Origin of the sequence: Polaromonas sp. JS666 (assembly GCF_000013865.1) — a bacterium.
GTDB lineage: Bacteria > Pseudomonadota > Gammaproteobacteria > Burkholderiales > Burkholderiaceae_C > Polaromonas.
The window spans coordinates 209,610-235,839 of the sequence record NC_007949.1; the positions used below are offsets into that span (position 1 = coordinate 209,610).

General features: G+C 59.0%; 24 protein-coding genes, 2 pseudogenes and 1 other annotated feature. Of the genes and pseudogenes, 15 read left to right on the forward strand and 11 right to left on the reverse strand.

The window, feature by feature from the left end:
* Positions 1-9: 9 nt before the first annotated feature.
* Entirely contained in the window at positions 10-534 is a 525-nt protein-coding gene (locus BPRO_RS25505) for a TRAP transporter small permease (RefSeq protein WP_011485950.1), read from the reverse strand.
* A 120-nt stretch (positions 535-654) separates the two neighbouring features.
* Between BPRO_RS25505 and BPRO_RS25510 the strand changes: the two genes are divergently transcribed.
* Both BPRO_RS25510 and BPRO_RS25515 read left to right on the forward strand, forming a co-directional pair.
* Complete coding sequence (locus BPRO_RS25510) at positions 655-1,305, forward strand: GntR family transcriptional regulator (protein ID WP_011485951.1); 651 nt, start codon at positions 655-657, stop codon at positions 1,303-1,305.
* A gap of 66 nt (positions 1,306-1,371) precedes the next feature.
* A pseudogene (locus tag BPRO_RS25515) lies at positions 1,372-1,722 on the forward strand (ABC transporter permease subunit); the annotation flags it as partial.
* Positions 1,723-2,267: 545 nt separating this feature from the next.
* On the opposite strand, the pseudogene BPRO_RS31000 reads toward BPRO_RS25515, so the two are convergent.
* A pseudogene (locus tag BPRO_RS31000) lies at positions 2,268-2,396 on the reverse strand (integrase); the annotation flags it as partial.
* A 113-nt stretch (positions 2,397-2,509) separates the two neighbouring features.
* Between BPRO_RS31000 and BPRO_RS25525 the strand changes: the two are divergent.
* The gene (locus tag BPRO_RS25525) at positions 2,510-3,424 is read left to right on the forward strand and encodes a LysR family transcriptional regulator (protein WP_011485953.1); all 915 of its coding nucleotides are present in this window, start codon (positions 2,510-2,512) and stop codon (positions 3,422-3,424) included.
* Here the strand turns inward: BPRO_RS25525 and BPRO_RS30275 are convergent.
* From BPRO_RS30275 to BPRO_RS25550, 5 genes are all read right to left on the reverse strand, one after another.
* On the reverse strand, positions 3,382-3,549 hold the full coding sequence (locus tag BPRO_RS30275) for a hypothetical protein (RefSeq protein WP_198141057.1): 168 nt from the start codon (positions 3,547-3,549) through the stop codon (positions 3,382-3,384). The genes BPRO_RS25525 and BPRO_RS30275 overlap by 43 nt on opposite strands.
* A 24-nt stretch (positions 3,550-3,573) precedes the next feature.
* Positions 3,574-4,337, reverse strand: a protein-coding gene (locus tag BPRO_RS29930) for an IS5 family transposase (protein WP_157046018.1) whose coding sequence is annotated in 2 segments (ribosomal slippage) — positions 3,574-4,022 and positions 4,022-4,337 — 765 coding nt in all. Because the reading frame shifts where the segments join, the coding sequence is not laid out codon by codon here.
* Between the two features lie 169 nt (positions 4,338-4,506).
* A complete protein-coding gene (locus BPRO_RS25540) occupies positions 4,507-5,496 on the reverse strand; it encodes a Bug family tripartite tricarboxylate transporter substrate binding protein (protein ID WP_011485955.1) in 990 nt (329 codons plus the stop codon).
* Between the two features lie 58 nt (positions 5,497-5,554).
* Positions 5,555-6,778, reverse strand: a complete 1,224-nt coding sequence (locus BPRO_RS25545) for a CaiB/BaiF CoA transferase family protein (RefSeq protein WP_011485956.1) — start codon at positions 6,776-6,778, stop codon at positions 5,555-5,557.
* Between the two features lie 24 nt (positions 6,779-6,802).
* Positions 6,803-8,407, reverse strand: a complete 1,605-nt coding sequence (locus BPRO_RS25550) for an FAD-binding oxidoreductase (RefSeq protein ID WP_011485957.1) — start codon at positions 8,405-8,407, stop codon at positions 6,803-6,805.
* Between the two features lie 143 nt (positions 8,408-8,550).
* On the opposite strand from BPRO_RS25550, the gene BPRO_RS25555 reads away from it, so the two are divergent.
* The 5 genes from BPRO_RS25555 to BPRO_RS25575 all read left to right on the forward strand — a co-directional run bounded on the left by BPRO_RS25555 (position 8,551) and on the right by BPRO_RS25575 (position 14,992).
* Complete coding sequence (locus BPRO_RS25555) at positions 8,551-9,456, forward strand: LysR substrate-binding domain-containing protein (RefSeq protein ID WP_011485958.1); 906 nt, start codon at positions 8,551-8,553, stop codon at positions 9,454-9,456.
* A 326-nt stretch (positions 9,457-9,782) separates the two neighbouring features.
* On the forward strand, positions 9,783-10,775 hold the full coding sequence (locus tag BPRO_RS25560) for a LacI family DNA-binding transcriptional regulator (protein ID WP_011485959.1): 993 nt from the start codon (positions 9,783-9,785) through the stop codon (positions 10,773-10,775).
* A 142-nt stretch (positions 10,776-10,917) separates the two neighbouring features.
* Complete coding sequence (locus BPRO_RS25565) at positions 10,918-12,282, forward strand: FAD-dependent oxidoreductase (protein WP_011485960.1); 1,365 nt, start codon at positions 10,918-10,920, stop codon at positions 12,280-12,282.
* A 4-nt stretch (positions 12,283-12,286) separates the two neighbouring features.
* A complete protein-coding gene (locus tag BPRO_RS25570) occupies positions 12,287-13,969 on the forward strand; it encodes a dihydroxy-acid dehydratase (protein ID WP_011485961.1) in 1,683 nt (560 codons plus the stop codon).
* Positions 13,970-14,014: 45 nt separating this feature from the next.
* On the forward strand, positions 14,015-14,992 hold the full coding sequence (locus BPRO_RS25575) for a Bug family tripartite tricarboxylate transporter substrate binding protein (RefSeq protein ID WP_011485962.1): 978 nt from the start codon (positions 14,015-14,017) through the stop codon (positions 14,990-14,992).
* 204 nt (positions 14,993-15,196) lie between these two features.
* Here BPRO_RS25575 and BPRO_RS25580 read toward each other — a convergent pair whose 3' ends face one another.
* Positions 15,197-16,021 carry a FadR/GntR family transcriptional regulator gene (locus tag BPRO_RS25580; RefSeq protein WP_011485963.1) on the reverse strand — a complete coding sequence of 275 codons (825 nt, stop codon included), beginning with the start codon at positions 16,019-16,021 and terminating at the stop codon, positions 15,197-15,199.
* A 170-nt stretch (positions 16,022-16,191) separates the two neighbouring features.
* Between BPRO_RS25580 and BPRO_RS25585 the strand changes: the two genes are divergently transcribed.
* From BPRO_RS25585 to BPRO_RS25615, 7 genes are read left to right on the forward strand one after another with little or no spacing between them, the layout of a single operon-like run.
* Positions 16,192-17,163 carry a 2-hydroxyacid dehydrogenase gene (locus BPRO_RS25585; protein ID WP_011485964.1) on the forward strand — a complete coding sequence of 324 codons (972 nt, stop codon included), beginning with the start codon at positions 16,192-16,194 and terminating at the stop codon, positions 17,161-17,163.
* 22 nt (positions 17,164-17,185) lie between these two features.
* Positions 17,186-18,655 (forward strand): NAD-dependent succinate-semialdehyde dehydrogenase, encoded by a 1,470-nt coding sequence (locus BPRO_RS25590; RefSeq protein ID WP_011485965.1) that lies wholly within the window; start codon positions 17,186-17,188, stop codon positions 18,653-18,655.
* Positions 18,656-18,712: 57 nt separating this feature from the next.
* Entirely contained in the window at positions 18,713-19,606 is an 894-nt protein-coding gene (locus tag BPRO_RS25595; protein WP_011485966.1) for an NAD(P)-dependent oxidoreductase, read from the forward strand.
* A 46-nt stretch (positions 19,607-19,652) separates the two neighbouring features.
* Positions 19,653-20,618: a hydroxyacid dehydrogenase gene (locus tag BPRO_RS25600; RefSeq protein WP_232291595.1), complete on the forward strand. Its 966-nt coding sequence runs from the start codon at positions 19,653-19,655 to the stop codon at positions 20,616-20,618.
* A 1-nt stretch (position 20,619) separates the two neighbouring features.
* Complete coding sequence (locus BPRO_RS25605) at positions 20,620-21,768, forward strand: mandelate racemase/muconate lactonizing enzyme family protein (protein WP_011485968.1); 1,149 nt, start codon at positions 20,620-20,622, stop codon at positions 21,766-21,768.
* A gap of 19 nt (positions 21,769-21,787) precedes the next feature.
* On the forward strand, positions 21,788-22,774 hold the full coding sequence (locus BPRO_RS25610; RefSeq protein WP_011485969.1) for a tripartite tricarboxylate transporter substrate binding protein: 987 nt from the start codon (positions 21,788-21,790) through the stop codon (positions 22,772-22,774).
* 19 nt (positions 22,775-22,793) lie between these two features.
* On the forward strand, positions 22,794-23,903 hold the full coding sequence (locus tag BPRO_RS25615) for a mandelate racemase family protein (protein ID WP_011485970.1): 1,110 nt from the start codon (positions 22,794-22,796) through the stop codon (positions 23,901-23,903).
* A 565-nt stretch (positions 23,904-24,468) separates the two neighbouring features.
* Here the strand turns inward: BPRO_RS25615 and BPRO_RS31005 are convergent.
* From BPRO_RS31005 to BPRO_RS25625, 3 genes are all read right to left on the reverse strand, one after another.
* Positions 24,469-24,609 carry a DUF1508 domain-containing protein gene (locus tag BPRO_RS31005; RefSeq protein WP_369794727.1) on the reverse strand — a complete coding sequence of 47 codons (141 nt, stop codon included), beginning with the start codon at positions 24,607-24,609 and terminating at the stop codon, positions 24,469-24,471.
* Positions 24,585-24,803, reverse strand: a complete 219-nt coding sequence (locus BPRO_RS30650) for a DUF262 domain-containing protein (RefSeq protein ID WP_011485971.1) — start codon at positions 24,801-24,803, stop codon at positions 24,585-24,587. The genes BPRO_RS31005 and BPRO_RS30650 overlap by 25 nt, the downstream gene beginning before the upstream one ends.
* 76 nt (positions 24,804-24,879) lie before the next feature.
* Positions 24,880-26,108, reverse strand: a protein-coding gene (locus BPRO_RS25625; RefSeq protein ID WP_369794721.1) for an IS3 family transposase whose coding sequence is annotated in 2 segments (ribosomal slippage) — positions 24,880-25,817 and positions 25,817-26,108 — 1,230 coding nt in all. Because the reading frame shifts where the segments join, the coding sequence is not laid out codon by codon here.
* Positions 25,714-25,830 (reverse strand) — a sequence feature (AL1L pseudoknot). Its footprint overlaps the gene before it by 117 nt.
* Positions 26,109-26,230 lie beyond the last annotated feature (122 nt).

Here is a 26,230-nt window from a genome sequence, read left to right on the forward strand (position 1 = left end):
GTCCCCGGGTTACAGCGCCTGGGGGTCGAATCCCTCGACCTTGTCCCATTCGCCCATGCCGATCCACTGCCGCGCCACCAATACCAGATGGACCAGCATCAGCGCAGCCCCCACAGGGATCGCAAGGTAGACCTTGCCGAATGGCCAGTTCAGCACCGGCGTTTCCTGCTCCCATCCAAAGATCGCGTACTCCACCCCCAGCCACCCCATCGCCAGTAGTGTGATGGCCATCACAACCACCAGCACCGCTCGCAGCGCGCGCGCCATCCCGGGTGGCAGCGCGGCGGGCAGAGTCTCGATGGCGATGTGCCCGCCGACGCGCAGCGCCGGACCGGCACCCAGGAATGCCGCCCAGATCATCATGTAGCGGGTGACCTCTTCTACCCAGGTAAAGGAGACGGAGAACACATACCGGGAAATGACGTTCGCAATCACCAGCACCGCCATGGCCCCCAGCAGCAGAACCAGCGCCCAACGGTTGGCCTCCAGGAAATAGCGCTCCATTGCCGGCCGCGCCGGCTGTTCGTGTTCCATCGGTTTTCCTCAATGTTCAGGTTTGTCGAATCTTCAATTTTGATATATCGTATCTGATATCTCAGATTTAGCATTCTCGAAAACCCTATACTTCAGCTTTACAGCACCTTGGAATACGACATGAACGCCCCGCTTCTTCTTGAGCGCCCGCAGTCACTCACCGACCTTGCCTACGAGCGCTTGCGGGAAGGGATCGTGGTGGGCGAACTGAAATTGGGTGAGCAGGTGTCCGAGGCGCAGCTGGCCCAGCGCATGGGCATCAGCAAGACACCGGTACGTGAAGCGCTGGTGCGTTTGAAGATGGAAGGACTGGTGGACATCTACCCGCAGCGCGGCACCTTCGTCTTCAAGCTCACGCCGGAGCAGGTAGGGCAGTTATGTCGCTATCGCGCCATGATTGAGGTCGCCGCCCTGCGCGAGGCCGCCGTCACCAACCGCAAAGAGCTGATCCGCCGCATGCGCGAACACATGGTGGAGATGGTGGCCGCCGAAAAAGCCCGCGACGTGAACCGGCTATCGCGTATCGACATGAATTTCCACCACGAATTTCTGAACTGCTGCGCCAATCCCTATCTGCGGGGCGGCTACGAACTGATCCGCTACCAGCTGATCGCCCTGCGCCACCGTTCGCCCATTGAGAACATGGTGGACAGCCACCAGATATTGGTCGACGCCCTGGAGCGCAAGGATGTGGACACCGCCTCCACATTGCTTCACGAGCATGTGTTGGAGAACGAGGCCAGATACAGCGCAGCGTGCGCCGTCTCCTGAGCGCCTTACCGAGGCGGCCTGTCCGGGCGACTGACAAGTCGCCTCACGCTGGCATTTCACTCATCAAGTGAGTCGGCTTCCGGCGGCTTGGCCGCGGCAGACATGCCACAAATCTCGACGAGCAACGCGCGCAGCCTGGGCCTGACACAAACGCAAACGCTGCGCTACGTCATCGGCCCGCAAGCCCTGCGGCTGGCCGTTCCCAGTTTGTCGAACAGCCTGATCAAGGACACCTCGCTGGTCTCGGTGATTGCGGTGGGCGAGTTGATGCTGGCCACCAGGGAAGTCATCGCCACCACCTTCCAGCCCTTTCCGCTGTACCTAGCGGCGGCGAACATTTACTGGGCCATGAGCGCCTCGTTTGAAACGCTGCAGAAAAAGCTGGAAGTGCGGCTGAACCGCAGCTATTTGCGTTAGCTGCTGACGCCTGGCCAGTTGGCTACCTCATCAGCAATCACTGATCCACTTCTGTTTCGATGCTGGCACTGCCCCACCTCAATTGAATACGGGCGTTTGCGATTTGACTCTTGACTATCCCGCATTGCAGCGGGTCAGCAGTTGATTGAAGAAGGACGTCTTCAGCCTTGACGTGATGCCCGCTCGCACATGAGGGGACCCGGCTACTTCGTGTTTGACCACGTCTCCGCGTTCGAAAAGCTCACAGCATTCGCAGTGGGCATGAGCATGGTTCGCGCCTTGCGCCCGTTCGCCTGAACGCGGTGGGCAGCCAACGGCCAATTTGGTCTGACTGACACCGCCTGCCTCGAAGCGGTCGCTCACTGCCGACCGCTCCTGGCCGGGACTGCCAGTTCGCTGCCTTACCATGAAGCCGCCCTTCGATCCGAGCGCCAGGCCGTCCATGAAATCACTCCGCCGTTGCAAATTGCTGCGAAACAGGCTGCACCGCCCGGTCGGCACAGTTGAGGTCGACGGCCGGGTGGCCAGCCCGCTGTAGGCCTCGATCAGATCTCAGTCTGTTCGGAAATCCCCAAGGCATCGTCCACCTCAATGCCGAGATAGCGCACTGTCGACTCGAGTTTGGAATGTCCAAGCAGCAGTTGCACTGCACGCAGGTTCTTTGTGCGCCGGTAGGGGTTCAAAGTAGCCGACGGCTTTCATGGAAGTACTTTCAGGTTGAAGGAGTATGAAATATGCAGCCAGTGTCACGGTTTGATAAGAAGCGAAATTTCGCTATGTCTATCAAATGAAAATTGAAAATGTCGAAGACATCCGCGTGCTGGTCGAGACCGCGCGCTGCGGCACGCTGACGGCCGCCGCTGCCAGCGCCATGCTTAAGCGGCTAGAGGCGCAACTCGGTGCTCGTCTGTTTGAGCGTTCAACACGCGCGATGCGCATCACACAGCAAGGGCAGACGCTGCTGGACTACGCCACCCGCGCGCTGGAACTGCTTGAAGAAGGCGAGGCCCAATTGAGCAGCGACAGCCGCTCTCTGATGGGAACGGTGCGCGTAGCGGCTCCATCGGACCTCACGCGCAGCGTGCTGCTGCCCTGGTTTGACGATTTCATTTCAGCCCATCCAGGCGTGCGGCTGGCCCTGACGGTGACCGACCGGGTGCAGGACGTAATACGCGACACAGTCGATCTCGCGTTGCGCTACGGCGAGTTGAGCGATTCCCGCCTGGTAGCGCGCTCCCTCTTCACGACGCGGCGGGTACTGTGCGCCTCGCCCGCTTATCTCAAGTGCCATGCAGCCCCGCTCACACCGCAGCAACTCGGCCAGCACAACTGCCTGACCTTTCACCTGAACAATAAGCGCTATGCCACTTGGCGCTTCGAAAAGGGTGGCGAGTGGACCGAGGTGCGCATTGATGGCGACCGCGACGCCGATGACGCCGCCATTGCCCATCAATGGGGGCTTGCGGGCGAAGGGCTGCTCTACAAGTCGGAACTCGATCTGGTGCACGACCTTGCCTCGGGCGCGCTGCTGCGCCTCTTGCCAGGCTGGAATGGCGAGCACTACCCGCTCAATGCCATCCTGCCCAGTAACCGCTTCGTGCCGGCGCGCGTGCGCGCGCTGGTTGATTTTCTCGCTGCCCGGTTCACGGCGCTGGAGGCTCAAAAACCCGGGGCACCTACAGCCCGCGGCTTGAAGCGATAGACAAGGTATGGGGCCTTGTTCTTGGCCACACCATCAGCCTGCAGCGCACTGGTCAGCGGCAGCTGGGCTGCACCTGTGTACATATAGCCGTCGCTGTTGTAGGTCACACCGTCAGGCCAACTCATGGCGGCATCACTCACTAGGGCCTGTTAACACAAATGCAGTCCATCGGCGATCAGCGCGAAGCTGATGAAACCGACGAACATCACGTCGAGTTTCTCGAAGCGAGAGAAGATACGGCGATAGCCCTTCAGGCGCCGGAACAGTCGCTCCACCTCATTGCGGCATTTGTACATCTTACGGTCGTACTCCCAAGGCTCGACTCGCGTCTTCAGAGGCGGCACGACGGGGATAAAGCCCAGATCGAGCGCGAGCTGCCGAGTCTCATTGCCTTCGTAGGCGCGGTCCATGAGCAAATGAAGCGGTCGATCCGGCGCACCCAGGCGGCTGAGGAGCGCGCGCCCCGCGGGCGCATCGTGCGCCTGGCCGGGCGACAGCGAAAACGTTACGGCCGTTCGAGCATCCGCGGCAACCATATGAATCTTGGTGGTCCACCCGCCTCTGGATTTTCTGATGGACTGGGGGCCGTTTTTTTTAACGCCCCGGTGCCATCGGGGTGCACCTTCACGATGGTGCTGTCCAGCGACACGGCCTCGATCCTGATGCGCACCACCTGGGCTTGCTGAAGTTCTGCGAAGACGCGGTCCAGCACGCCGCTCTTGGACCAGCGGTTCATGCGCGTGTAGATGGTGTGCCAGTTGCCGAAGCGCTTGGGCAGGCCGCGCCACTTGCAGCCGTGCTCGGCGACATACAGGATGGCGTTCAACACACTCAGATTCGACAGGCTGACATTGCCGCGTTGCAGCGGCAAGCAGTGCTCGATCTGGGCAAACTGGGCTTGAGTGATCTCCATGTATGAAGTATCTCGCTCCATTCATGATCAACTCAATTAGTGTTAACACGCCCTAGTCAAGGGCGCCAGTGAGCGTCTGGTGGGGTGACTTGTGGCGGTGAGTGGCCTATTGATCAGGCTGAGTCTGAGAAATACTACCTGTCCGGACGACCAGAGACTGCCGCGCTCATCAATCGAGACGAATCTTCGCCCCCTCCGCTACCTTTTTCCACTTGATCAATTCCGCTCGCAGAAACGTGTCGAATGCTTCCGGTGTACCGCCCACAATCTCCGCGCCCAGCCCTGTCAGTTTTTCGGCTACATCAGGCGTCTTTAAGGCCTTGTTGATTTCTACGTTGATCTTGGCAATAACATCCACGGGGGTTCCCCGGGGAACCATCAAACCGCCCCAGGACACCGCTTCGTAGCCTTTTATCCCGAGTGCCTCGTCCACCGTCGGAACATCAGGCAACGATGCGATCCGCTTTTGGCTGGTAACCGCTAGCGCCCGGAGTTTCCCGTTCTTGATATGTGGTACTCCCGCAAGCGCCGTTGGTAGTGCGATCGCAATTTGCCCTCCCATCACATCAGTGATCGACGGTGCATCGCCCTTGTATGGTACGTGCAGCATCCTGACATCGGTCATCGCTGCGAGCAACTCACCAGCCAAGTGATTGCTAGCTCCGTTTCCGGCTGAGCCAAAGGTAATTTGTCCTGGTTTTTCTTTCGCCATGACAATCAGTTGCGCCAGATTTTTAATTGGAGAATCGGACGACGTCACGATCACCAGCGGGACGATGGTAGTGAGAATGACCGGGGCAAAATCCTTGGCCGTGTCGTAGGGCAGCTTGCCATAGACCGCCGGATTTATGGCGTTCGGCCCAAGATTGGCCATCAGGACTGTATAGCCATCGGCTGGGGATTTTGCCACCAACTCGTTGGCCACGATGCCATTGGCTCCGGGACGATTTTCAATGACGACCGTCGTGCCCCACGCTTGGCTCATCTTCATGCCAAGCAGCCTGGCGGTGACGTCCGAAGCACCACCAGGTGGATACGGAAGAACTATACGCATGGTCTGCGTGGGCCAGTCTTTGGCCATGGCGGTTTGACCGCCGAAGAGGGAGCCGAAGAACATGAGCGCCGTGGCAATCCGGCAAAGGTATCGGGTCATCGTCATTGAGAGTCTCCTGGTGATAATTCGTAAATGGGGTTGGTAGCCTTGATCCTGTTTCGTTTCAAATCACTCCTTTTTTCTTGGAGTGGGCAATTCTTTCTGCGGACCAACCCAGTTCTGTGGTCAGTATTTCGTCGGTGTGCTCGCTCAGCGCCGGGGGAGCACGCCGATAGTGGATGCTGGATCTCGAAAACTTGATGGGATTGGCGATTTGCGGGGCCGAGACACCGCTTGTATGAGGCAGCGAAAAAACCATGCCGCGGGCCAGCACGTGCTCGTCCGCCAGCGCTTCGGGAATGGACTGGATCGGACCGCATGGCACCCCCGAGCGTTCGAGTTGATCCAGCCAGTGCCTCTTAGATGCACGGACGAACAATTCAGACAAGGCGGGAATGAGCGTTGCGCGGTGCTGCAGCCGCTGGGCGTTGGTGGCGTACCGTTCATCATGGGTCAATTCTTCTACGCCGAGCGTGCGGCACAGCGCAGCGAATTGGCGGTCATTCCCGACAGCAACGATCAGCTCACCATCGCTGGCGGCAAAGGACTGGTAGGGGGCGAGGTTGGGATGCGCATTACCCCATCGCTTCGGTGGCTTTCCCGATACGAGGTAGTTGGATGCCTGGTTGGCGAGCCAGGAGACCTGGGTGTCGAGCAGGCTCATGTCGATGTACTGGCCCTTGCCGCTGCGGGTTCGTTCGAACAACGCACTGACGATGGCGACCGAAGCGTACATGCCGGTCATCAGATCGGAGATCGGCACGCCGCATTTCTGGGCGCCCCCGCCGGGCTGGTCGTCACTTTGCCCGGTGATGCTCATCAGCCCGCCCATCGCCTGGATCACGAAATCGTAGCCCGCTCGGCTGCTGTAGGGGCCGGTTTGGCCGAAACCGGTGATCGAGCAGTAAACCAGGCCCGGATTGATTTCGCAGAGTGCGGCGTAATCCAGGCCATAGCGCTTCATGTCGCCGAGTTTGTAGTTCTCCACGAACACATCGACTGTCTTTGCCAACTCGCGCAGAATGCCCTGGCCTTCCGGCGTGCTGATATCGATGGTGATAGACCGCTTGCCTCGATTGGCAGAGAGAAAATAGGCGGATTCGGCCGTTGCCGAACCATCCTCGCGTGCCAGAAAGGGCGGTCCCCACCCTCTGGTATCGTCTCCGCCGGCGGGTCGTTCGACCTTGATCACATCGGCACCCAGATCGGAAAGTAGCTGCGTACTCCACGGCCCCGCGAGGATTCGACTGAGATCAAGTACCTTGATGCCGGATAAGGGTCCTGCCATGATGTGCCTTCTTTGTGTAGCCCATCAGCTCGGATCGAACAGGACGCCCGGGTTGAGAATCTGCTTCGGATCGAAAGCCATCTTGGCTGCTTTCATCGCGGTGCAGAACAGTTCCGGCCGCTCCTTGTCATACCAGGGTCGATGGTCCCTTCCCAGAGCGTGGTGGTGGGTGACTGTGCCACCCGCATCGACCATGGCCTGCTCGGCGATGCGCTTGATCGCCATGTATTGCTCGGGAATGCGTGACTTGTCGCCATAGGCAAACCAGGTGAAGTACGGCGCCGGGCCATCCGGATACAGGTGAGTGAAGCGGCAGGTGACTGACCCCTTGCGCCCCGTCACTTCCCGGATGGCGCGATGGGTTTCGGCCTTGACATGGTCGCGCAATGCGGCAAATTTGTCCCACGTGACGGCGGTCTCCATCGTTTCGCGCATCACGCCGCGCGCGATGGCGTATTCGCGCAGAAAGGGCCCGCGCAGGAATTTGTTGCGCCAGTTGGTCGTGCCGGAGTCCGATCCCGCCGCCTTGTCGTTCAGCGTTTGCGCGTCCCACTCGCCGGAGCATTCGGCGCAGATTTCCAGTGCGCGGTTCATCCAGACATCGACCGGGTGGTCGGCCGATTCAAAGCCGAGCACCAGAATGTCGTAGCTGCCGTCGCTGGACCCGGTGTAGGCCGCCTCTTCCCGCTCGATCAGGCGGGCGTTGGAGGGATTCAATCCGGACTGTGAGAGCAAGCGGGTCGCTTCGACCGCATTTTCATAAACGCTGAAGCGCACGGTCGTCATCTTGCGGAAGACCGGACGGCGATGAAGTCTGACCCAGGCTTCGGTGATGATCCCCAAGGCTCCCTCGGAGCCAAGAAACAGCCGGTCGGGATTGGGGCCGGAGCCTGACACCGGGAAACGGCGCGATTCGATGTTGCCCGAGGGAGTAACCACCTTGAGACTTTGAACATGGTCATCGATTTGCGTATAGGCCGTGGCGAAATGACCTGCGGCGCGGGTGGCAATCCACCCGCCGAGTGATGAGAACTCCCAAGCTTGCAGGAAGAAGCGCATGGTCAGTCCAGTGGGCTTGAGCTGCTTTTCCAGGCTAGGGCCGAGAACACCGGCCTGAATTCGCGCTGACTGCGACTTGGCATCCACTTCCAGTACCTTGTCGAAATGCTTCAGGTCGATGGTGACGACACCGCGGTACCGGTCGTACTCGGGCGGATTGACACCCCCAACGACGCTGGTTCCGCCGCCGTACGGGATGGCAGCCAGATTGTGTCGGCCGCACCAGTCGTACAGATCAACGATGTCTTCTTCCGTTCTGGGGTACGCAATGACGTCGGGCGGGTTGCGAAACTCCTTGCGCAGCGCCCGCGCCACGTCGACTGTGCCTGCCCCATAGGTGTGGTACAGGCGATCGTATTTATCGGTCGTACACATTGCCGCGAGGGACGCTGGCGGCTGGATGCGCGGCGCGCGAAGGTCGATGTCCTCTTCCTTAGGAAACGGCATTGCTTCGAAGTGATCAATGCCAAGCATCCGGCTCCATGCGGATTCGAATTCGGCGGTTTCTTCCGGCGGAACCGTGTCTCCTTCATAACCCCACCCATAGAATTTTCGGCGGCGCTCTTGCATTGTGAATCTCCTGATGCTGTCGTTAATTTCACTGCAAAGTCTGCAGATGTGTGCGTATTTGACGGTAGAACATCAAAAGATGAAAATGATCATTTTCAACACAAATCATTGATGGCATCGATTGATTGGGCGTCAGGAAAAATATGGAACTCAGGCATTTGCGTTATTTCGTGGCCTTGGCTGAATGCCTGAACTTCACCCGTGCCGCGGAACGGGTGCACGTCACCCAATCCACCCTGTCTCACCAGATTCGGCAACTCGAAGAGGAGATTGGTGAGCTTCTCTTTGAGCGGGTCGGCAAACGCGTCTTGATCACAGAGCAGGGGGAGTTGTTTCTCGGCTACGCCGCCAAGGCGCTGAAAGAAGTTGATCAGGGCCTGGGTGCATTGAAGGAGTCGTCCCAGGGTCTCACGGGCAAGTTGCGAATCGGCTCCACACATACGTTTAACCAGGGATTCATTCCTGAATGCATTGCAACCTTGTTGCTGCGGCACCCCACCGTGAAAGTGGTCGCGAACGAGTTCACTGCTGATGACATAGGAGACAGGCTTGCATCCGGGACGCTCGATCTTGGGATTTCCTACCGGCCCGGCACCGTGGGCGATCTGTGGTTCGAGCCCTTGTACAACGAGCAAATGGTCTTGGTTGTCGCGCCCCAGCATCCCTTGGCCGGTCGCAAGCGGATCCGGTTGGTGGAGCTTCATCGGCAGCCTCTGGTGCTGCTGCCGGAAACTTTCGCAACCCGCACCATGCTCGATGAGTGCTTTCGTGCATGTGATGCCGAGCCTCTCGTAGTGGTGGAAATGAATACGCTCGCTCCCATGTTGGCACTGGTGGAAAGAACGCAGATCGGCGCCATCGTGTCCGAGAACGCGGTACGGGAGCGCTCCGCGTTGTGCGCCATCCCGCTGGAGAGTCCAACGCCCATGCGTACGCCGGGAATTCTCTGGAAGCGCGATGTAGATAAAACGGCGCCCATGCGCGCGTTCGCCTCCATCGTCCGCGCGATTGCACGCAGCAGCAGATTGCGCCGCCCGGCGCCGGGCTAGAACCAACCAATACCTGGCGCGACGCTGAACAAGTACCCGCAGGGCACGCAAGTGGACTGATGACGGGTTGATTACTGGCAAAGAGGTCGTGATGGGATTCGCGTGGCCCCGTGGGCCCCGATTGCCGCACCAATGGATGCGCCGGTGCAATCAGCCGTTGCCGGCCCCGGACCACACCAGACGCAGGTTGGCGCGCCTCTTTTCGCCACTCGTAAGTGCCAACTTGCGGCTCAAAGAAATGAGTTGACGTGAATACGTATTCACAGTCTAATTAAATATAGATTTTTGCCACTAACACTGTTATGACTACGTATTCAAAAAATGACATGGTCACAAGCCACGATATCGCCCGTCGGGCTGGCGTCTCGCAATCCACGGTATCTCGCGTACTAACCGGCAATACGAAAGTGCGCAAAGAAGCGCGGGAACTGGTATTGGCCGCAGTACGTGAATTGAAATACCGGCCGAACGGTGCTGCCCGTGCCATGCGGACCAGTCAAACCGGGAACATTGGCGTCGTTGTTTCGCGCCTAGCCAATCCACTGTATCCAGAGATGCTTCAGATCTTGGGTCGATGTCTCATGAGCGCTGGTTTCCGCATGGTTGTCTGGAATACGGAAGAGATGGGTGAAAAAGTGGCAGTAGAGGCCATTCGCGAAAGCCGGGTTGACGGCGCCATCATGACTACCGCGACCGCCGACTCGACGGAGCTGTATGAGGCGTTGCAAATGGATGTGCCGGTGGTTCTCATAAACCGGGTAGTCGAAGGGTGGCGCTGTGATCAGGTCGCCAGCGACAACCTGACTGGCGGACGTCTTGTTGCCGAATATCTTGCGAAGGCGGGCAAACGCCGCATCGGAATGATAGGTGGAAGCCCCCTTGCCAGTACGATTCGCGACCGTCAGGCAGGCTTTCGTCATGCGCTCGCCGCTAGCGGGTTTCCGCTCGATGAAACACGATGCATGCAAGTCGACACGTTTTCCTACAGGACCGGCTTCGAGGCTGCGTCGCGTCTGCTTGAGCTCTCCGACCCGCCTGATGCAATTTTCTGCGTCAACGATGTCATCGCTCTTGGGGCGAGAGATGCCGCTCGTGCCCGCGGCATCGATGTTCCTTCCAGATTGTGGATTGTGGGATACGACGATATTGAAATGGCATCTTGGCACGCCTTTGATCTGACGACGATTCGACAGCCCTTGGTGCGAATGACGGAAACCGCGATCAGCTTGCTTATCGAGCGCATTCGCGGCCACCAAGGGGACTGGCAGAACATCTGTCTGCCAAACGAACTCGTGATTCGCGGGTCAACCGGTTGGTAGGCGACGCACAACCAGACCAAATACCGAAGCAAGAATTTTTGATGCCGACGTTCGTGGTTCGTCGCGGTTGTTTGAAGAGTCAGATGCCCTTTCTCGCGAAGTGCAGTCCACGCGCGAGACTCAATTCATTTGGAGATAGAACGTGAGAAAAGAAGACGGACAAGGTCCGGTTATTGATGAGCCGGCGCGCCAGCTTCCGGTGCGGCACGAGGTGGATGTGTTAGTCGTCGGCGGTGGATCGGCCGGGATTGCTGCGGCCACTGCGGCCGCTAGATTGGGAGCCAGCGTGCTCCTGGTCGAGCGCAATGGTTATCTTGGCGGCACGCTTTCCATGGTGACGCTGGGGAGCATCTGTGGTCTATACACGGTGACCGACGACGAAGTTTTCCCGATTGTGCGCGGATTTGCAGCAGAGCTTATCGAGCGCCTCCGGCAGCTTGGAGGAGCCAAAGAGCCGTTGCGCTGGCTTAAGACAGCTTCTTTGCCATACGACCCGTCTGCGATCAAGATTGTTGCAGATGAGATGGTTCTGGAAGCTGGCGTTCAGCTTGCATTTCACTGTCTCGCGGTCGACGTTCATAAGAAAGGCAATCAGATCTGTGGCGTCACATTTGAGGGGCGCGACGGGCGCTGGGCCTGTCTTGCCGATGTCGTCATCGACTGCACTGGCGATGGTGACATTGCCTCCATGGCCGGAGCGTCCTTCGAGCACGACCCGGAGATCATTCAGGCGCCGACGACCATGTTCCGGTTCGGTGGAGTTGATGTCGATCGGGCGCGCCAATTGACTCGTGACGAGTTAAGAACGCATCTTGAAAGTGCGGCCGCCACGGGTTTGGCTTTGCCTCGGACTACCGGAGGGGCGTTTAGCACCCAACCTGGTTCCATGCACATGAACATCACACGCGTTCTCAAGGGAGATCGGGCGCCTGATCCTTTGAACACTGCCGAGCTTACAGACGCCGAAGTGGGTGGGAGGCGGCAACTTAAAACCTACCTCAAGGCGTTTCGCGAGTTCGTACCCGGATACGAATCCTGCTACATCGCAGATATAGGTGCACAAATCGGCATCAGGGAAAGCCGTCGAATTCGCGGCGACTACTGGCTGACGCTGGACGATGTATTAAGCGAGGGACGGTTTTCCGATGCCGTCGCTTGCAGTGCGTGGCCCGTCGAAGAACATGGTGCCGGACGCGCGACCCGGTGGGTGTTCCTGGCTCCTGGCACCTACTACCAACTACCTTTTCGAATGATGTTGCCGATCGGGTTGGAGCGTTTGCTCGTGGCTGGGCGTTGCTCATCCGCTTCCCATGACGCGCACGCATCAATGCGGGTTGCCGCTGTGTGCATGGCGCTCGGGGAAGCTGCTGGAGTGGCAGCGGCGCAGGCAAGCGCTTCAGGGAAGGCGTTACGCGAACTCGACATGCCGGCGCTCAGGCGCCAGTTGATTTATCAAGGCGCATACCTGGGCGCCGAGATGGACAAAAACCATTCACACAGCCTTTAAACCAATGTCAACCATGATGAAAAAATATCGCTCAAATTTTGAGCCCGGAACAACACGCTGGGCACTCCGAAAGGCGCAATGGCGCGCGCTGGGAATTTCCGACGAGGACATGGAAAAGCCGAAGATTGCCATCATTAATTCGTCGTCCGAGCTGTCTATCTGCTTCAGCCATCTCGACGAGGTGGCGGCCATCGTAAAGCAGAGCATCCGTGATGCAGGCGGCCTGCCATTTGAAATTAAAACGACGGCCCCCAGCGATTTCATTACTGGAGCAGGTCGAGGCGGTCGTTACCTGATGCCATCACGCGATCTGCTGGTGAACGACATCGAGGTGGCCGTGGAGGGCGCACTTCTTGATGGCATGGTGTGCCTGAGTAGCTGTGACAAGACTGCTCCGGCCCACATGATGGCGGCCGCAAGACTTGATATTCCTACCATCCTTGTGATTGGCGGCTACCAGGCGTGCGGCAAGGTCGCCGGCAATAAAGTTGACATTGAAGACGTTTTTGAATCAGTCGGCGAGTTGGCTGCCAAAAAAATATCAATCAAAGACATCAGCGACATGTGCGACGTCGCCGTGCAGGGGCCCGGTGTTTGCGCCGGCATGGGTACGGCCAATACCATGCATATCATGGCCGAGGCAATCGGCATGACTCTTCCTGGTAGTGCACCAGTGGCGGCCCGAAGCGATCGGATGAAGCAACTTGCGAGCGAAGCCGGCCATCGCATTGTCGATTTGGTGAATAAGAACATTCGTCCCAAGCAAATCATGACGCCTCTGGCATTCGAAAATGCCATTTCGGTTGGACTGGCTGTCTCCGGCTCGATCAATATGCTGCGCCATCTTCAGGGTGTCGCCGCAGAAGGAGAAATCGACGTCGATGTCTACCGCCTGCTGGATGAGATTGGTAGAAGAGTTCCTCTCTTATGCGCAATAAAACCAAACGGCTCTGGACGAATCGAGGATCTTGAAGCGGCGGGCGGCGCTCTGGCTGTCATGAAGCGGCTTGAGCCTGTTCTCAACGGTGATGTCATGACGGTCACCGGTAGGACGCTCAAGGAAAACTTGACACATGCACGAGTGCTTGACGGCAAGATCATCGCTACCTTGGAGCAGCCGCTCAATCCTGGGCCGTCGGTGATCATGCTGAGGGGATCACTCGCTCCAGAGGGCGCCATCATGAAGCTCGGTATCGGCGGCAAGGCGGCCACCTTTCGAGGCCGGTGCCGCGTGTTTGAGAACCAGGAAGAGGCTATGGCTGCGTTATCCGCCGGCGAAATCACCGGCGGGCAAGTCATTGTCCTCCGCGGATTAGGAGCCAGAGGTGGTCCCGGCGTGGCATCGGCCTCTTGGTTTGTTGCGGCCGTCAACGGAACCCGTCTTGGCGAGGAGATCGCAGTGATCACCGACGGTCAGCTCTCCGGACTGAACAGGGGTTTTACGATCGGTCAGGTGATGCCGGAAGCCGCTGACGGCGGGCCGATTGCGCTGGTGCGCGATGGAGATGAAGTTTTTATCGACGTAACCGGACGCAAGGTCGAGCTGAATATCGATGCAGGTGAACTTGCTGCACGCCGCGCTGCCCTCGCACCATTTGTGCCGGCGGAGCGCCGGGGATGGCTACGCATCTATCAGCACATGGTTCAGCCCCTTTCCAAGGGGGGGACTTTAAAGCCGAACCTCTAGCTTGAATACGTCGTTTTTTATTGAATCATTTGATGGAGAATTTTTATGAATGTGCTTATGCGCCTGCTTGGCTTGGGGTTGTCTGCTCTGGCTTTGACCACAATGACGAGCAATGTTTTGGCCCAGAGTTATCCTGCTAAACCTATTCGTTTCGTTGTTCCCTATCCGCCCGGCGGCGCGTCTGACGTCACGGCGCGGATTATCGGACAGAAGCTTTCAGAAGCGTGGGGGCAACCGGTCATCGTCGATAACCGGGCGGGTGCAAATGGCAATATAGCTGCGGAGCAAGTTGCGAAAGCGCCAGCGGACGGCTATACGATGTTGATGGGCAATGTCGGACCCAATGCGATCAGCCCGAGCCTTTACACGAACCTTGCCTACGATGTGGCGAGCTTTGCACCTGTGACGCTGACCACTACCGTGCCTATCGTGTTGCTGGTGAACCCGTCTCTTCCTGTCAATAACGTTAAAGAACTGATTGCCTATGCAAAGGCGAATCCAAACAAGTTGAATTTTGCCTCTGCCGGCAATGGCTCGTCTAACCATCTGACTGGGGAGCTTTTCAAGAGCATTGCCGGAATCGACATTGTTCATGTTCCCTATAAAGGCGATGGTCTCGCGCTCACTGATGTGATGGGAGGACAGGTGTCGATGATGTTCACCACGGTTGTGTCGGCCATGCCTCATATCAAATCGGGCAAGCTGCGGGCTGTGGCCGTTGCTTCAGCAAAGCGGATAGCTGCAATGCCGAACTTGCCCACAGTTGCTGAGTCAGGTGTTCCAGGCTTCGATTCCAGCTCGTGGGGCGGGATCCTTTTTCCCGCGGGGACACCGAAGGAGATCATCGCAAAAATGCACGATGCAGTCGTGGCAATCCTGGCCATGCCCGATGTCAAGGCGCGTTTGAGTAGTTTGGGCGCCGAGGTTGTTGGCAATACGCCTGATGAATTTGGCAGCTATATCAAATCGGAAACGGTGAAGTGGGGCAAGGTAATCAAAACTTCGGGCGCAAGCGTCAATTAAACCTAATGCCCGGCCTCAACATGATCAAAAGCCTAGTGGGACGCTTGACAACAGCCCCCTCGAAAGGGGGAAAGAATTGACCGACCCACTGTCCTGCGCATGTGCGGGCAACAATTCGTCGCGAGTTTCCATTTTCAAATTTACACCCCTCGCTCTGACGGTAAGCCCTTCCCCAAAGATCCTCCTTCGCACGCGAGCACGACGTCACGAAATCGGCATCGTCTGTGGCGCGTCCAGCACGGTCTTGAGATCAGTGCGTGCCAGGCGCTGAGCCGTGTCGCGTCTTTCCCCGGTCCAGAAGCCTGCCTCCGCGAGTTCGATCCGGGCGACGGTACTCTCCATGTGTCGCAGAGCAGCCACGCGCGCGGCTTCGGGATCCCGCGCAAGGATTGCCGCGCTGATGGCCTCGTGCTCGGCGCGCACCTGCGCGGTGAAATCCGCACGGCGCGCCTCATTGCTGCGCGTCACCCGGATGGCATCCTTCAGCGCACGGGTGAGCATGCCCAGCAGATCCGTGTAATGGGGATTCCTGGTCGCGCGGGAAATTGCCATATGAAACTCAAGATCCTCCTTGACGCCGTCGCCGCCGTTGGCCACCGCCCGGTCGATCATCTTCAGCGCGTGCTTGATCTCCGCCATCTCGGAAGCGGTACGCCGCCTGGCGGCCAATGCGGCCATTTGAGCTTCGATTCCGCAGCGCAATTCAATGATGCGCAGCACGCCTTCCGCCGGATTATTTTCGGAGGAAGAGAGCCGGAATGCTGCCGAGGACTGCGGGTCCAGTACTGCCGTTCCGCTGCCTTGACGGGTTTCGACAAGCCCCTCGGATTTCAGTCGGGAAATCACCTCGCGAACGACAGTCCGGCTGACGCCAAATTCCTCGGCCATCGTTCTTTCGGTCGGCAAGCGGGCATTGACCGGATAAACGCCGCTGCGCAACTGCTCGGCGAGGACCAGGGTGAGCCGGTCTGCCAGCGTCGGCTCGACGACCGGCTTCGGGGTGCTGTTCTGTTTCTTCTCGTTGGACATCGGAGCTCCGGAATCAAGGTCACGGGATGGACGGAGATTCAATGGTAATACCTGCTTGACAAATTGATAAGACAAGTTTGTAATACCAATAAATAAAAGTCGTCATACCAATTCGTATTATCACTTTAGATCTCGAAAACATTGAAACACAACCCCTGCTTCCTCCTCCTATGAGCACGCACCCCATCCAGAAGGCCTTCCTGTGCCGGCGTTTTACGCCGGCGATTGAGGCAGAACTCAGACAGCGGTTTGACCTTGAGGTCAACCTGGAGGACACGGTCCTGACACCCTCCGGTATTGCCAGCAGGGCCCATGGCGCAGAAGTGCTGTTCGTCACCGCGACGGAGGCCATCACCGCCGAGGTGATCCGGAAGCTGCAACCCGGCCTCAAGACCATCGCCACGCTGTCAGTGGGATACGACCATATCGACATGGCTGCAGCGCGTTCGCTCGGCATCAAGGTGTTGCACACGCCTGACGTTCTGAGCGATGCCTGCGCTGAAATTGCGATGCTGCTGGTGCTCAATGCCTGCCGCCGCGGCTACGAGGCCGACCGCATGGTGCGCAGCGGCTCCTGGCCGGGATGGGGTCCCACCCAGTTGCTGGGCATGGGCCTGACCGGACGTCGCCTGGGCATCTTCGGCATGGGCCGGATCGGCCGTGCCATTGCCACGCGCGCCCGGGGGTTTGGGCTTGCAATTCATTACCACAACCGCACCCGGTTGTCGCATGCGCTCGAAGAGGGAGCCATTTATCACGACACACTGGACAGCCTGCTCGGCGCGAGTGACATCTTCCTGATCGCTGCACCGGGCCGGCCGGAACTGAAAGGATTTCTCGATCACGATCGGATCGCGAAAATTCCTGAGGGTGCCGTGGTCATCAATATTTCGCGGGGTGATTTGATCAACGATGACGCCCTCATTGAGGCGCTGCGGTCAAAGCATCTGTTCGCCGCCGGACTCGACGTGTTTGCGAACGAACCAGCCATCGATCCGCGCTACCGCAGCCTCGACAACATTTTCCTGACGCCTCATATCGGCAGTGCCACGCACGAAACACGTGATGCCATGGGATGGCTGCTGATCCAGGGCATCGAGGCCCTGAATCAGAGCGACGTGCCGGACAACCTGATTTCCTGATTTTTCATCCACAAGAATCCCCATGAACTTAAAGCGCCCCTCACTTTTTCGCCAGCAATGCCATATCGACGGGCAATGGGTCGATGCCTCGGACCAGGCAACCCTGGCTGTCGTCAATCCGGCCAATGATGAAGTCATCGCCTGCGTTCCTCGCCTGACGGACAAGGACGTGCAAAGCGCCATCCGCGCGGCAGACAAGGCACTGCCCGCGTGGCGCGAGATGAGCGCCAAAGACCGGTCCAAAATATTGCGTCGCTGGTATGACCTGTGCATGACGCACCAGGAAGACCTGGCGACCATCCTGACCACCGAGCAGGGCAAACCACTGAGCGAAGCGCGCGGCGAGATTGCCTACGGCTCCGGATTCATTGAGTGGTTCTCCGAGGAAGCCAAGCGTGTTTACGGCGACATCATCCCCGCTCCCACCGCGGACCGCCGCATCATCGTGATCAAACAACCCGTCGGTGTCGTGGCCGCGATCACGCCCTGGAATTTTCCGAATGCCATGATCACGCGCAAGGCTGGCGCCGCGCTTGCCGCAGGATGCACGATCGTCGTCAAGCCCGCATCGGCAACGCCTTTTTCGGCACTCGCATTGGCCGATCTGGCCGTCGAGGCTGGCATTCCGCCGGGCGTGTTCAACGTTGTGACCGGCCGATCCGATGTGGTCGGCGGGGCGCTGACATCCAGCCCAGTGGTCCGAAAGCTCTCGTTTACCGGTTCCACCGAAGTCGGCAAGCAACTTATGGCGCAGTGCGCTGGCACGGTCAAGAAGGTCTCGATGGAGCTCGGCGGCAACGCACCTTTCATCGTGTTCGGCGACGCCGATCTCGATGCGGCGGTAGCGGGTGTGATGGCCTCGAAGTTCCGCAATGCAGGACAAACCTGCGTCTGTGCGAACCGCATCTTTGTGCAGGACATGATCTACGACGTGTTCGCTGCAAAGCTGAAGGTCGCCGTTGAAGCCCAGGTGGTCGGTGATGGCATGCAGGCGGGCGTCAATCTAGGCCCGCTGATCGATGCCGCCGCCGTGAACAAGGTCCAGGAGCACATCAGCGACGCCATTGCCCTGGGGGCCAATGTGCTCACCGGGGGGCAGGCGCACGCGCTGGGTGGTCATTTTTTCCAGCCCACCATCCTGATCAACGTGTCCTCCGAGGCAAAGCTGATGAATGAGGAAACCTTCGGGCCGGTCGCACCGCTGATCCGCTTTTCTACCGAAGAAGAAGTTGTATCGATGGCCAACGACACACCCTTCGGACTCGCCGCCTACTTCTACACCGGTAGCTATGAACGCGCCTGGCGGGTCTCCGAGGCGCTCGAATGCGGCATCGTCGGCCTCAATGAAGGAATCATCTCGACCGAGCTTGCGCCATTTGGCGGGATCAAGGAGTCGGGCGTCGGTCGCGAGGGCTCCAAATACGGCATTGAGGATTATGTGGAAGTGAAGTACATCTGCGCCGGCGGGCTGGGGAAAAAGCGTGCCGCATAGTTGTGCGGGCGGTATGGTGGGCAGGGCAGGGCAGGGAATAACGTGAAGGAAATCGGCATGAAGAAAATCGGAATGGTAGGGATCGGCATGATGGGCCACGGGATCGCCAGCAACATCATCAAACACGGCTATCCCATGGTGCTGCTTGAGCATCCCGGGAATCAGCCGTTGCAAGGACTGATCGCGGCCGGCGCAACCACGACAGACAGCGCGGCGACCCTTGCCGGGGTGGTCGATATCATCATCCTGTGCGTGACCGGCACGCCGGAAGTCGAGGATGTGCTGTACCGCAAGGGCGGGCTGCTCGAAGGCATCAAGCCGGGCACGATTGTGATCGACTGCTCTACCGCCATTCCCTCATCGACGATCCGGATTGCCGAGTCCGTCGAAAAGGCGGGGGGGCGATTTCTCGACGCGCCCATGACCCGCACGCCGAAAGAGGCTGCAGAAGGGCGGCTCAATTTGATCGTGGGCGGCGACCCGGCGCTCTTCGAGAGCTGCAAGCCGGTGCTTGAGTGCTATGCCGAGAACATCGTCCTGGCCGGTCCGGTCGGATCCGGCCACCGGCTCAAGCTGCTGCATAACTTTGTCTCCCTCGGGTTTTCTGCTGTACTCGCCGAAGCGGCGGCATGCGCAGACTGCTCGGGCATAGATCCCCAGGTTTTCGTGGAAATCCTGGCGAAAGGCGGAGGCGATGGCGCCATCCTCAATCGCCTGCGTCCCTATATCGAATCGCGCGATAACTCCGGCTTTCGCTTCTCCATTGCCAATGCGTTGAAAGACATGGGTTATTACACGACGATGGCGCAGGAGGCCGGTGCAATGCACGGCACGGCGGACGCGATCAGGCAGACCTACGCCACGGCCATCAAGAAAAGCCCCGCACAGTCCACGGTGCCTGAGCTCGTTACCCTCCTGGCGGCGTCGCAGCCATGCGCGGCAGAAGCCTAGATCGACCATGATGAATCGGCAGCCCATGGTACGGCCAACGATTCTCTTGACCGACCGTATTCACCCTGATGCACACGCACGACTCGCCCTGGAGGCGAACGTTGTCGTGTTGCCTGATGGATTGTCCCGTGAAGAAAGCGATGCGGCATTGCGCACCCTGCTACCCGGCGTACAGGGGCTCGTCGTGCGTCGGCAGTTGCCCGACAATCTCTTCGACACGCCGGCTCCGCTATGCGGCGTCGTACGGCACGGCGTGGGGCTGGACTTCATTCCGGTCGCACAAGCTTCGGCGCGTCAGATACCGGTCGCCAACACCCCCGCCGTCAACGCCAATGCGGTGGCCGAATATGTTTTCGCGGCGATGTTCGCCATGAGCCGGCAGCTCGCGTTTTTCGACCAGGAGGTACGCCAGGGTAACTGGCAGTCCCGTCAGACAGCTGGAGCAAAAACGGCTGACCTGCGCGGACGTACGCTGGGCGTGATCGGCTATGGCGCGATCGGCAGGCGCATTGGCGAAATAGCCAGCCAGGGTTTTTCAATGAAGGTCGTGGCGCACACCACCACGCCGTCACGCCTGCCCGCCGATGTCGAGGCGCTTTCATTGGAGGCGTTGTTTGCGGCCAGCGATTTTCTGGTCCTGGCCTGCCCGCTCACGCCGCAGACGCTAGGCATGATCGATCGGCGTGTCATCGCTTTTGCCAAACCGGGCGCCGTGCTGATCAACGTCGCACGGGGCCCGGTCATCTGCGAAGACGATCTTGCCTGCGCCCTGACGGCAGGCACGATCAGCGGTGCGGTGCTCGACGTATTCGAGGTCCAGCCGCTTCCGGTGGACAGCAGTCTGCGCAAGCATCCCAGAGTCCTCCTGACGCCGCACCTTGCGGGCATCACGCAGGACGCCGAGCGTGCAATGGGAATGTTGGCCGTCGCTACCATGCTGGCGCTGCTTCGCGGCGAGCGGCCGGATAACGTTGTCAATCAAGAGATTTACCCAAAATTCAAGAAGGCATGACATGAAAATCACAAAAATCAACGCGATCCCCTTGTCCTACCGCTTGCCCGAGGGCAAGACCGTCACGATGGGGGTTGGCAGCACGATAAAGCGCGATGCCATCATCATCCGTGTGGAGACTTCTGAAGGAATCACCGGCTATGGCGAAGCCCATCCCGGCCGCAGCCCGGGGGCCATCACCAGCCTGATCCACAATACGATCGCGCCGATGCTGATCGGCATGAAAGCGACCGACTGCGTGGGTGCGTGGCAACGCGTGCACCGCATGCAACTCTCCAGTCATGGGCTGGGTGCCGGTGCTGCGCTGGCAATTTCCGGCATAGACATGGCCCTGTGGGACATCCGCGGCAAGGCGGCCAACATGCCCCTGTATGAGCTGTTGGGTGGCAGCAAGCGACGCATCCCGGCCTATGCGGGCGGCATTGCACTTGGCTATCAGCCCAAGGAGTCACTGGCGGAAGAGGCACAGGAATACATCGCCCGCGGCTACAAAGCCCTGAAGCTGCGCATCGGGGATGCCGCCAGAGTGGATATCGAACGCGTGCGCCATGTGCGCAAGGTATTGGGCGACGAGGTCGACATCCTGACCGATGCGAACACGGCCTACACGATGGCTGATGCACGCCGCGTGTTGCCGGTGCTTGCCGAAATCCAGGCGGGCTGGCTGGAAGAGCCGTTCGCCTGCAACGACTTCGCTTCGTATAGGGAAGTGGCCAAGATCACGCCGCTGGTGCCGATTGCGGCGGGAGAAAATCACTACACCCGCTTCGAATTCGGACAAATGCTCGATGCTGGTGCGGTCCAGGTCTGGCAACCCGATCTGTCCAAGTGCGGAGGCATCACGGAAGGTATCCGCATCGCCGCCATGGCCTCGGCCTACCGCATTCCGATTAATGCCCACAGCTCGGCGACCGGTCTGAACCATGCGGCAACGATTCACTTTTTGGCCGCCACCGAAAACGCCGGCTACTTCGAAGCCTGCGTCTCGAAATTCAATCCATTCCGCGACATGTTTGGCACCTCGTTCGAGATCGGTGCCGATGGCTGTGTCGAGCCGCCGGATGCGCCGGGCTTGGGCATTGAAGTGGACGAATCCATTTTCGAAAAGTATCCGGCTGTCGATGGCCCGGGTTATGTAGTGAAGTTCTAAACACCAACAGGAGACAACCATGTACACGTTAACGAAGAGAGTTTTTCTGTCGCTTTGCCTTGGCACCATGCTGAGCAGCATTGCTGTTGTTGCCACGGCGGCTGATGTTTTTCCGGAACGATCGGTCCGCATCGTCGTGCCCTATACGCCCGGCGGATTCAACGACACCTTGGCGCGCGTGGTCGGAGAGCGGCTGTCGAAGATGTGGAATCAGCCCGTGGTGGTTGATAATCGCCCAGGCGGCAACACCACCATTGGCAATACCTTTGTGGCCAAATCACCACCCGATGGCTACACCGTCCTGATCACGCCGCTGCCGTTCTCGGCGCTTCCCGGCTTGTACGGGCCGCAGCTGCCCTACGATGCCTTGAAGGATTTCAGTCCCCTTGTCTGGGCGGGCAGTACGCAGAACGTACTGACGGTGCGCAACGATCTGCCCGTCAACAGCGTCAAAGAGCTTCTGGACTATGCCAAAAAGAACCCGGGCAAGCTGAACTACGGCTCTACCGGTTCCGGTTCATCGAATCATTTGTCGATGGAACTGCTGATGCGCATGACGGATACCAAAATGACGCACATCCCGTATAAAGGCAGCGCGCCTGCTGTGCTGGCGATCATGGGCGGCGAGACCGACGTGTTCTTCGACAACATTCCGAATGTGCTGCCGCACCTGAAGGCCGGAAAAATGAAAGCCATTGCCGTTACGGGAACACAACGTTCGGTGCTGTTCCCGTCCCTTCCGACCATTGCGGAAGCAGGCGTTCCGGGCTATGAAGTCAACGTGTGGTTCGGCATGCAATTACCTGCGGGAACGCCGAAACCACTGGTCGACAGTATGAACCGGGACATCGTCCGCGTGCTGAAAGAACCAGAAATCATCAAGAGATTCCGCGAGCAAGGCGTCGAAGTGGTTGCCAGCTCACCCGCGGCATTCGGCCAGCTGGTGCAGGGCGAAGTACTGAAATGGACGCAAGTCATACGGGATGCCAACATCAAGGTCGAATGAGCGTGGTAATGGAGCTGACATGAAAATCACAGATGTGACCCTGACCTTGTTCGCCTGGGAAAATATTCCCGCCACCAGCTATGGTGCCCACACCGGGCGGTTTTCAGGCGAAAGCAAGCTCGGCCTGCTCGCGGTAACGACGGACCAGGGTGTGACGGGCCATGCCTTTCTGGGTTCGGCGTTTTATGCGGCGGACATGGACGGCGCGAGCCTGATTCGCTACCTCAAGCCGCTTCTTCTCGGGCAGGACCCGCTGGACCGTGAGCGTCTGTATAAGGCCATGTGGAAACGCGTGCGCACCACCACGGTCCGCGCCATCGGCGCGGTAGACATCGCGCTGTGGGACATCGCAGGCAAGGCGGCCGGACTGCCGATCCACCGGCTGCTCGGCTCTTACCGCGATCGCGTACCGGCGTACATCAGCTCCGCCGTCCTGGCGAGCCCCCAGGCCTATGCCGAGGAAGCGCTCCATTACAAATCGCTCAACATGGCCGCCTACAAGATTCATCCGCCGCAAGCCTGGCGTGATGACATCAAGGTCTGCGAGGCGGTGCGCAAGGCGGTGGGCGACGACTACCTGCTGATGCTCGATTCAGTCTGGAGCTATGACTACGCCGCGGCGCTGCGTGTGGGCCAGGCCATCGAGGCTTTGGGGTACTACTGGTATGAAGATCCTCTCGCCGATGCGGATATCTACAACTATGTCGAACTGCGAAAAAAACTGCGTATCCCGATCATGGCAACCGAATACCCGGCGGGCGGGCTCGACGCTTACGCCCCCTGGATCATGGAGCGGGCCACCGACTTCCTGCGCGGCGATGTGGCAGTCAAAGGCGGGATCACCACACTGATCAAGACCGCCCACCTGGCCGAAGCTTTTCACCTGAATTACGAACTGCATCACGGCGGGAACTCGCTCAACAATTTCGCCAACCTGCATGTGATCATGGCGATCCAGAACACGGAGTTCTTCGAAGTGCTGTTGCCGGCCGAATCGCAGAAATACGGCCTGCTCCAGGATATCGTCATCGACAGCGACGGCATGGTGTATGCCCCGACCGGCTCGGGCCTGGGTGCCACGATAGACTTTGAGCTGATCGAACGGAAAAAGCTCGCACTATTAGCATAGTAGCTGTTGGTGCGAGGATGGTTCGACAAGGATGTCTATCGCAGACTGCGGACAGTCCGATCGCGCTGGCTTCCTCCCGCACCGGTCTTGACCCGTCAGGGTTTTAGAAATTACCGCGTATCGCATTTATTTCACATACCAGTGTGGCCACCGATATGCCGCTGGTAATAAATCTCACATAGCGAGGATAGGTACGCCCCTTGCGGGCGTATGTTCGCCGCGCTGAAACCTGCACCGTGGGTCCTGAAGCAGTGTTGCCGACAGCTACCTACACCAGCCGCGCATTGCCGCAAACAATAATGTGCAGCGAATTGCGGCAGCAGCACTCGCTGACCGATGTGATGCGGGGCACAGTTCACACCATCTTCGGTAAGGTGCGCTTCACCCGCTGCGCATAGCACCTCGTTGCCAATCTCTTTGGCAGGCTGGGTGTGCAACGCAGCATTGCCAATTGCTTGCGGTAAGGCCACGCGGGCCCAAAAACCGCCTAGTTACGGTAATTGGGTGTTGTGGTAAGTAGGAAAACGAGCGGGACGTGGGTGCGCCGGGGCCACCGTAGCTGTGGCTACGCCACTGTATTGGCAGCTGGCGCGTTGGCTTTTACCCAGACCATGCCGGTGTTGCGCGCGGCGGCGGTAGCGTACAGCGCGCAGGTGCCAATTATTTTGCCGTTGGCGGCTGTTAAAGCAAAGTAGGGCGCTGCCAGTGGTGGCGGTGCAGTTGCCGATGACGGGGCATCAGACCACGCGTGCTGGGAAGATAATTGCCCATAATAGAATCGAACAGCTTTTCGATGCCCTCCGTGTCCCAGACGTATTCGCGCTGGATTGCCGGCAAGAAGGTCGTCCGGTTGATGTATTCGAGAACGACTTCGCTGATAGTTTTTGGGATGTAGCTCAAAGGTATCCTCAGAGTTGTTTATATTCGCAATAGAAACTGAATCGCCCCGGGTTTCGTGGAGGCCGGTTGGTTTAAGTCAGACCGGTGTGACGGACTGACTGGCGAGTTGCCGATAGTAATTTTCCTCAGCTTCGGCAGGAGGAATGTAGCCGATGGGCTCCAGTAGCCGGTGGTGGTTGAACCATGCCACCCACTCCAGGGTTGCCAGTTCCACAGCCTCCTTGGTCTTCCAGGGTGCCCGGCGGTGGATCAATTCGGCCTTGTACAAGCCGTTGATCGTCTCGGCCAGGGCGTTGTCATAGCTGTCGCCTTTGCTGCCCACAGACGGCTCGATGCCCGCTTCGGCCAGACGCTCGCTGTAGCGGATCGAAACGTATTGCGAGCCCCTGTCGCTGTGATGGATCAGCGCATCGTCTGCATCGGGCTGCCGGGCGTACAGCGCCTGCTCCAGCGCATCGAGCACGAAGTCCGTTCGCATGGAGCTGCTGACCCGCCAGCCCACGATGCGCCGGGCGAACACGTCGATGACGAAGGCCACGTACAGCCAGCCTTGCCAGGTCGAGACATAGGTGAAGTCCGACACCCACAGCTGGTTGGGTCGCTCGGCCTTGAATTGCCGATTGACCCGGTCCAGCGGGCGGGCAGCGGCTGCATCGTTGATGGTCGTGCGTACGACCTTGCCTCGGCGCACACCCTGCAGACCCGAGCGGCGCATGAGCCGCTCCACCGTGCAGCGGGCCACCGCCATGCCTTCACGCCTCAACTGCCTCCAGACCTTGTCAGCACCGTAGACCCGCATGTTGGCTTGCCAGACCCGCTCAATCTCTGGCGCCAGAGTGTCATCACGCTGCACGCGTGCGCAGCGCAGTGCCGGGTCTCTTTGCTGCGCGGCATGGCGCCGGTATCCCGATGGGGCAATCTGCAAGACCTTGCAGACCGGCTCGACCCCGTAGGTATCGCGATGCTGGTCAATGAAGTCCCTCAGGACTTGAATCGGCGGTCGAGCTCCGCCTGGGCGAAAAACGCGCTGGCCAGTTTCAGGATCTCGTTGGCTTTGCGTAGCTCTTTGACTTCCCGTTCAAGGGCCTTGACGCGTTCATGCTCGACAGTCGTCACCCCCTGGCGACTTCCCGCGTCAATTTCGTGCCTGCGTACCCATTCATGCAGGGTTTGAGGCACGCATCCGATCTTCGGTGCGATGGACTCTATGGCGGCCCACAGGGACGGGTACTCGCCACGGTGCTCTTGCACCATGCGGACCGCGCGTTCGCGCACTTCGGGGGAAAACTTGTTTGACTTTCTCATGGCTCCATCTTCTCAAAGGTTGGAGCCTCCTCAAAATCCGGGGCGATTCATGTTGGCTGATCTTGCGTTTCACGAGCATTGCCGCATTCATCCAAATCCCGACGCATGATGTCGACGTTAGA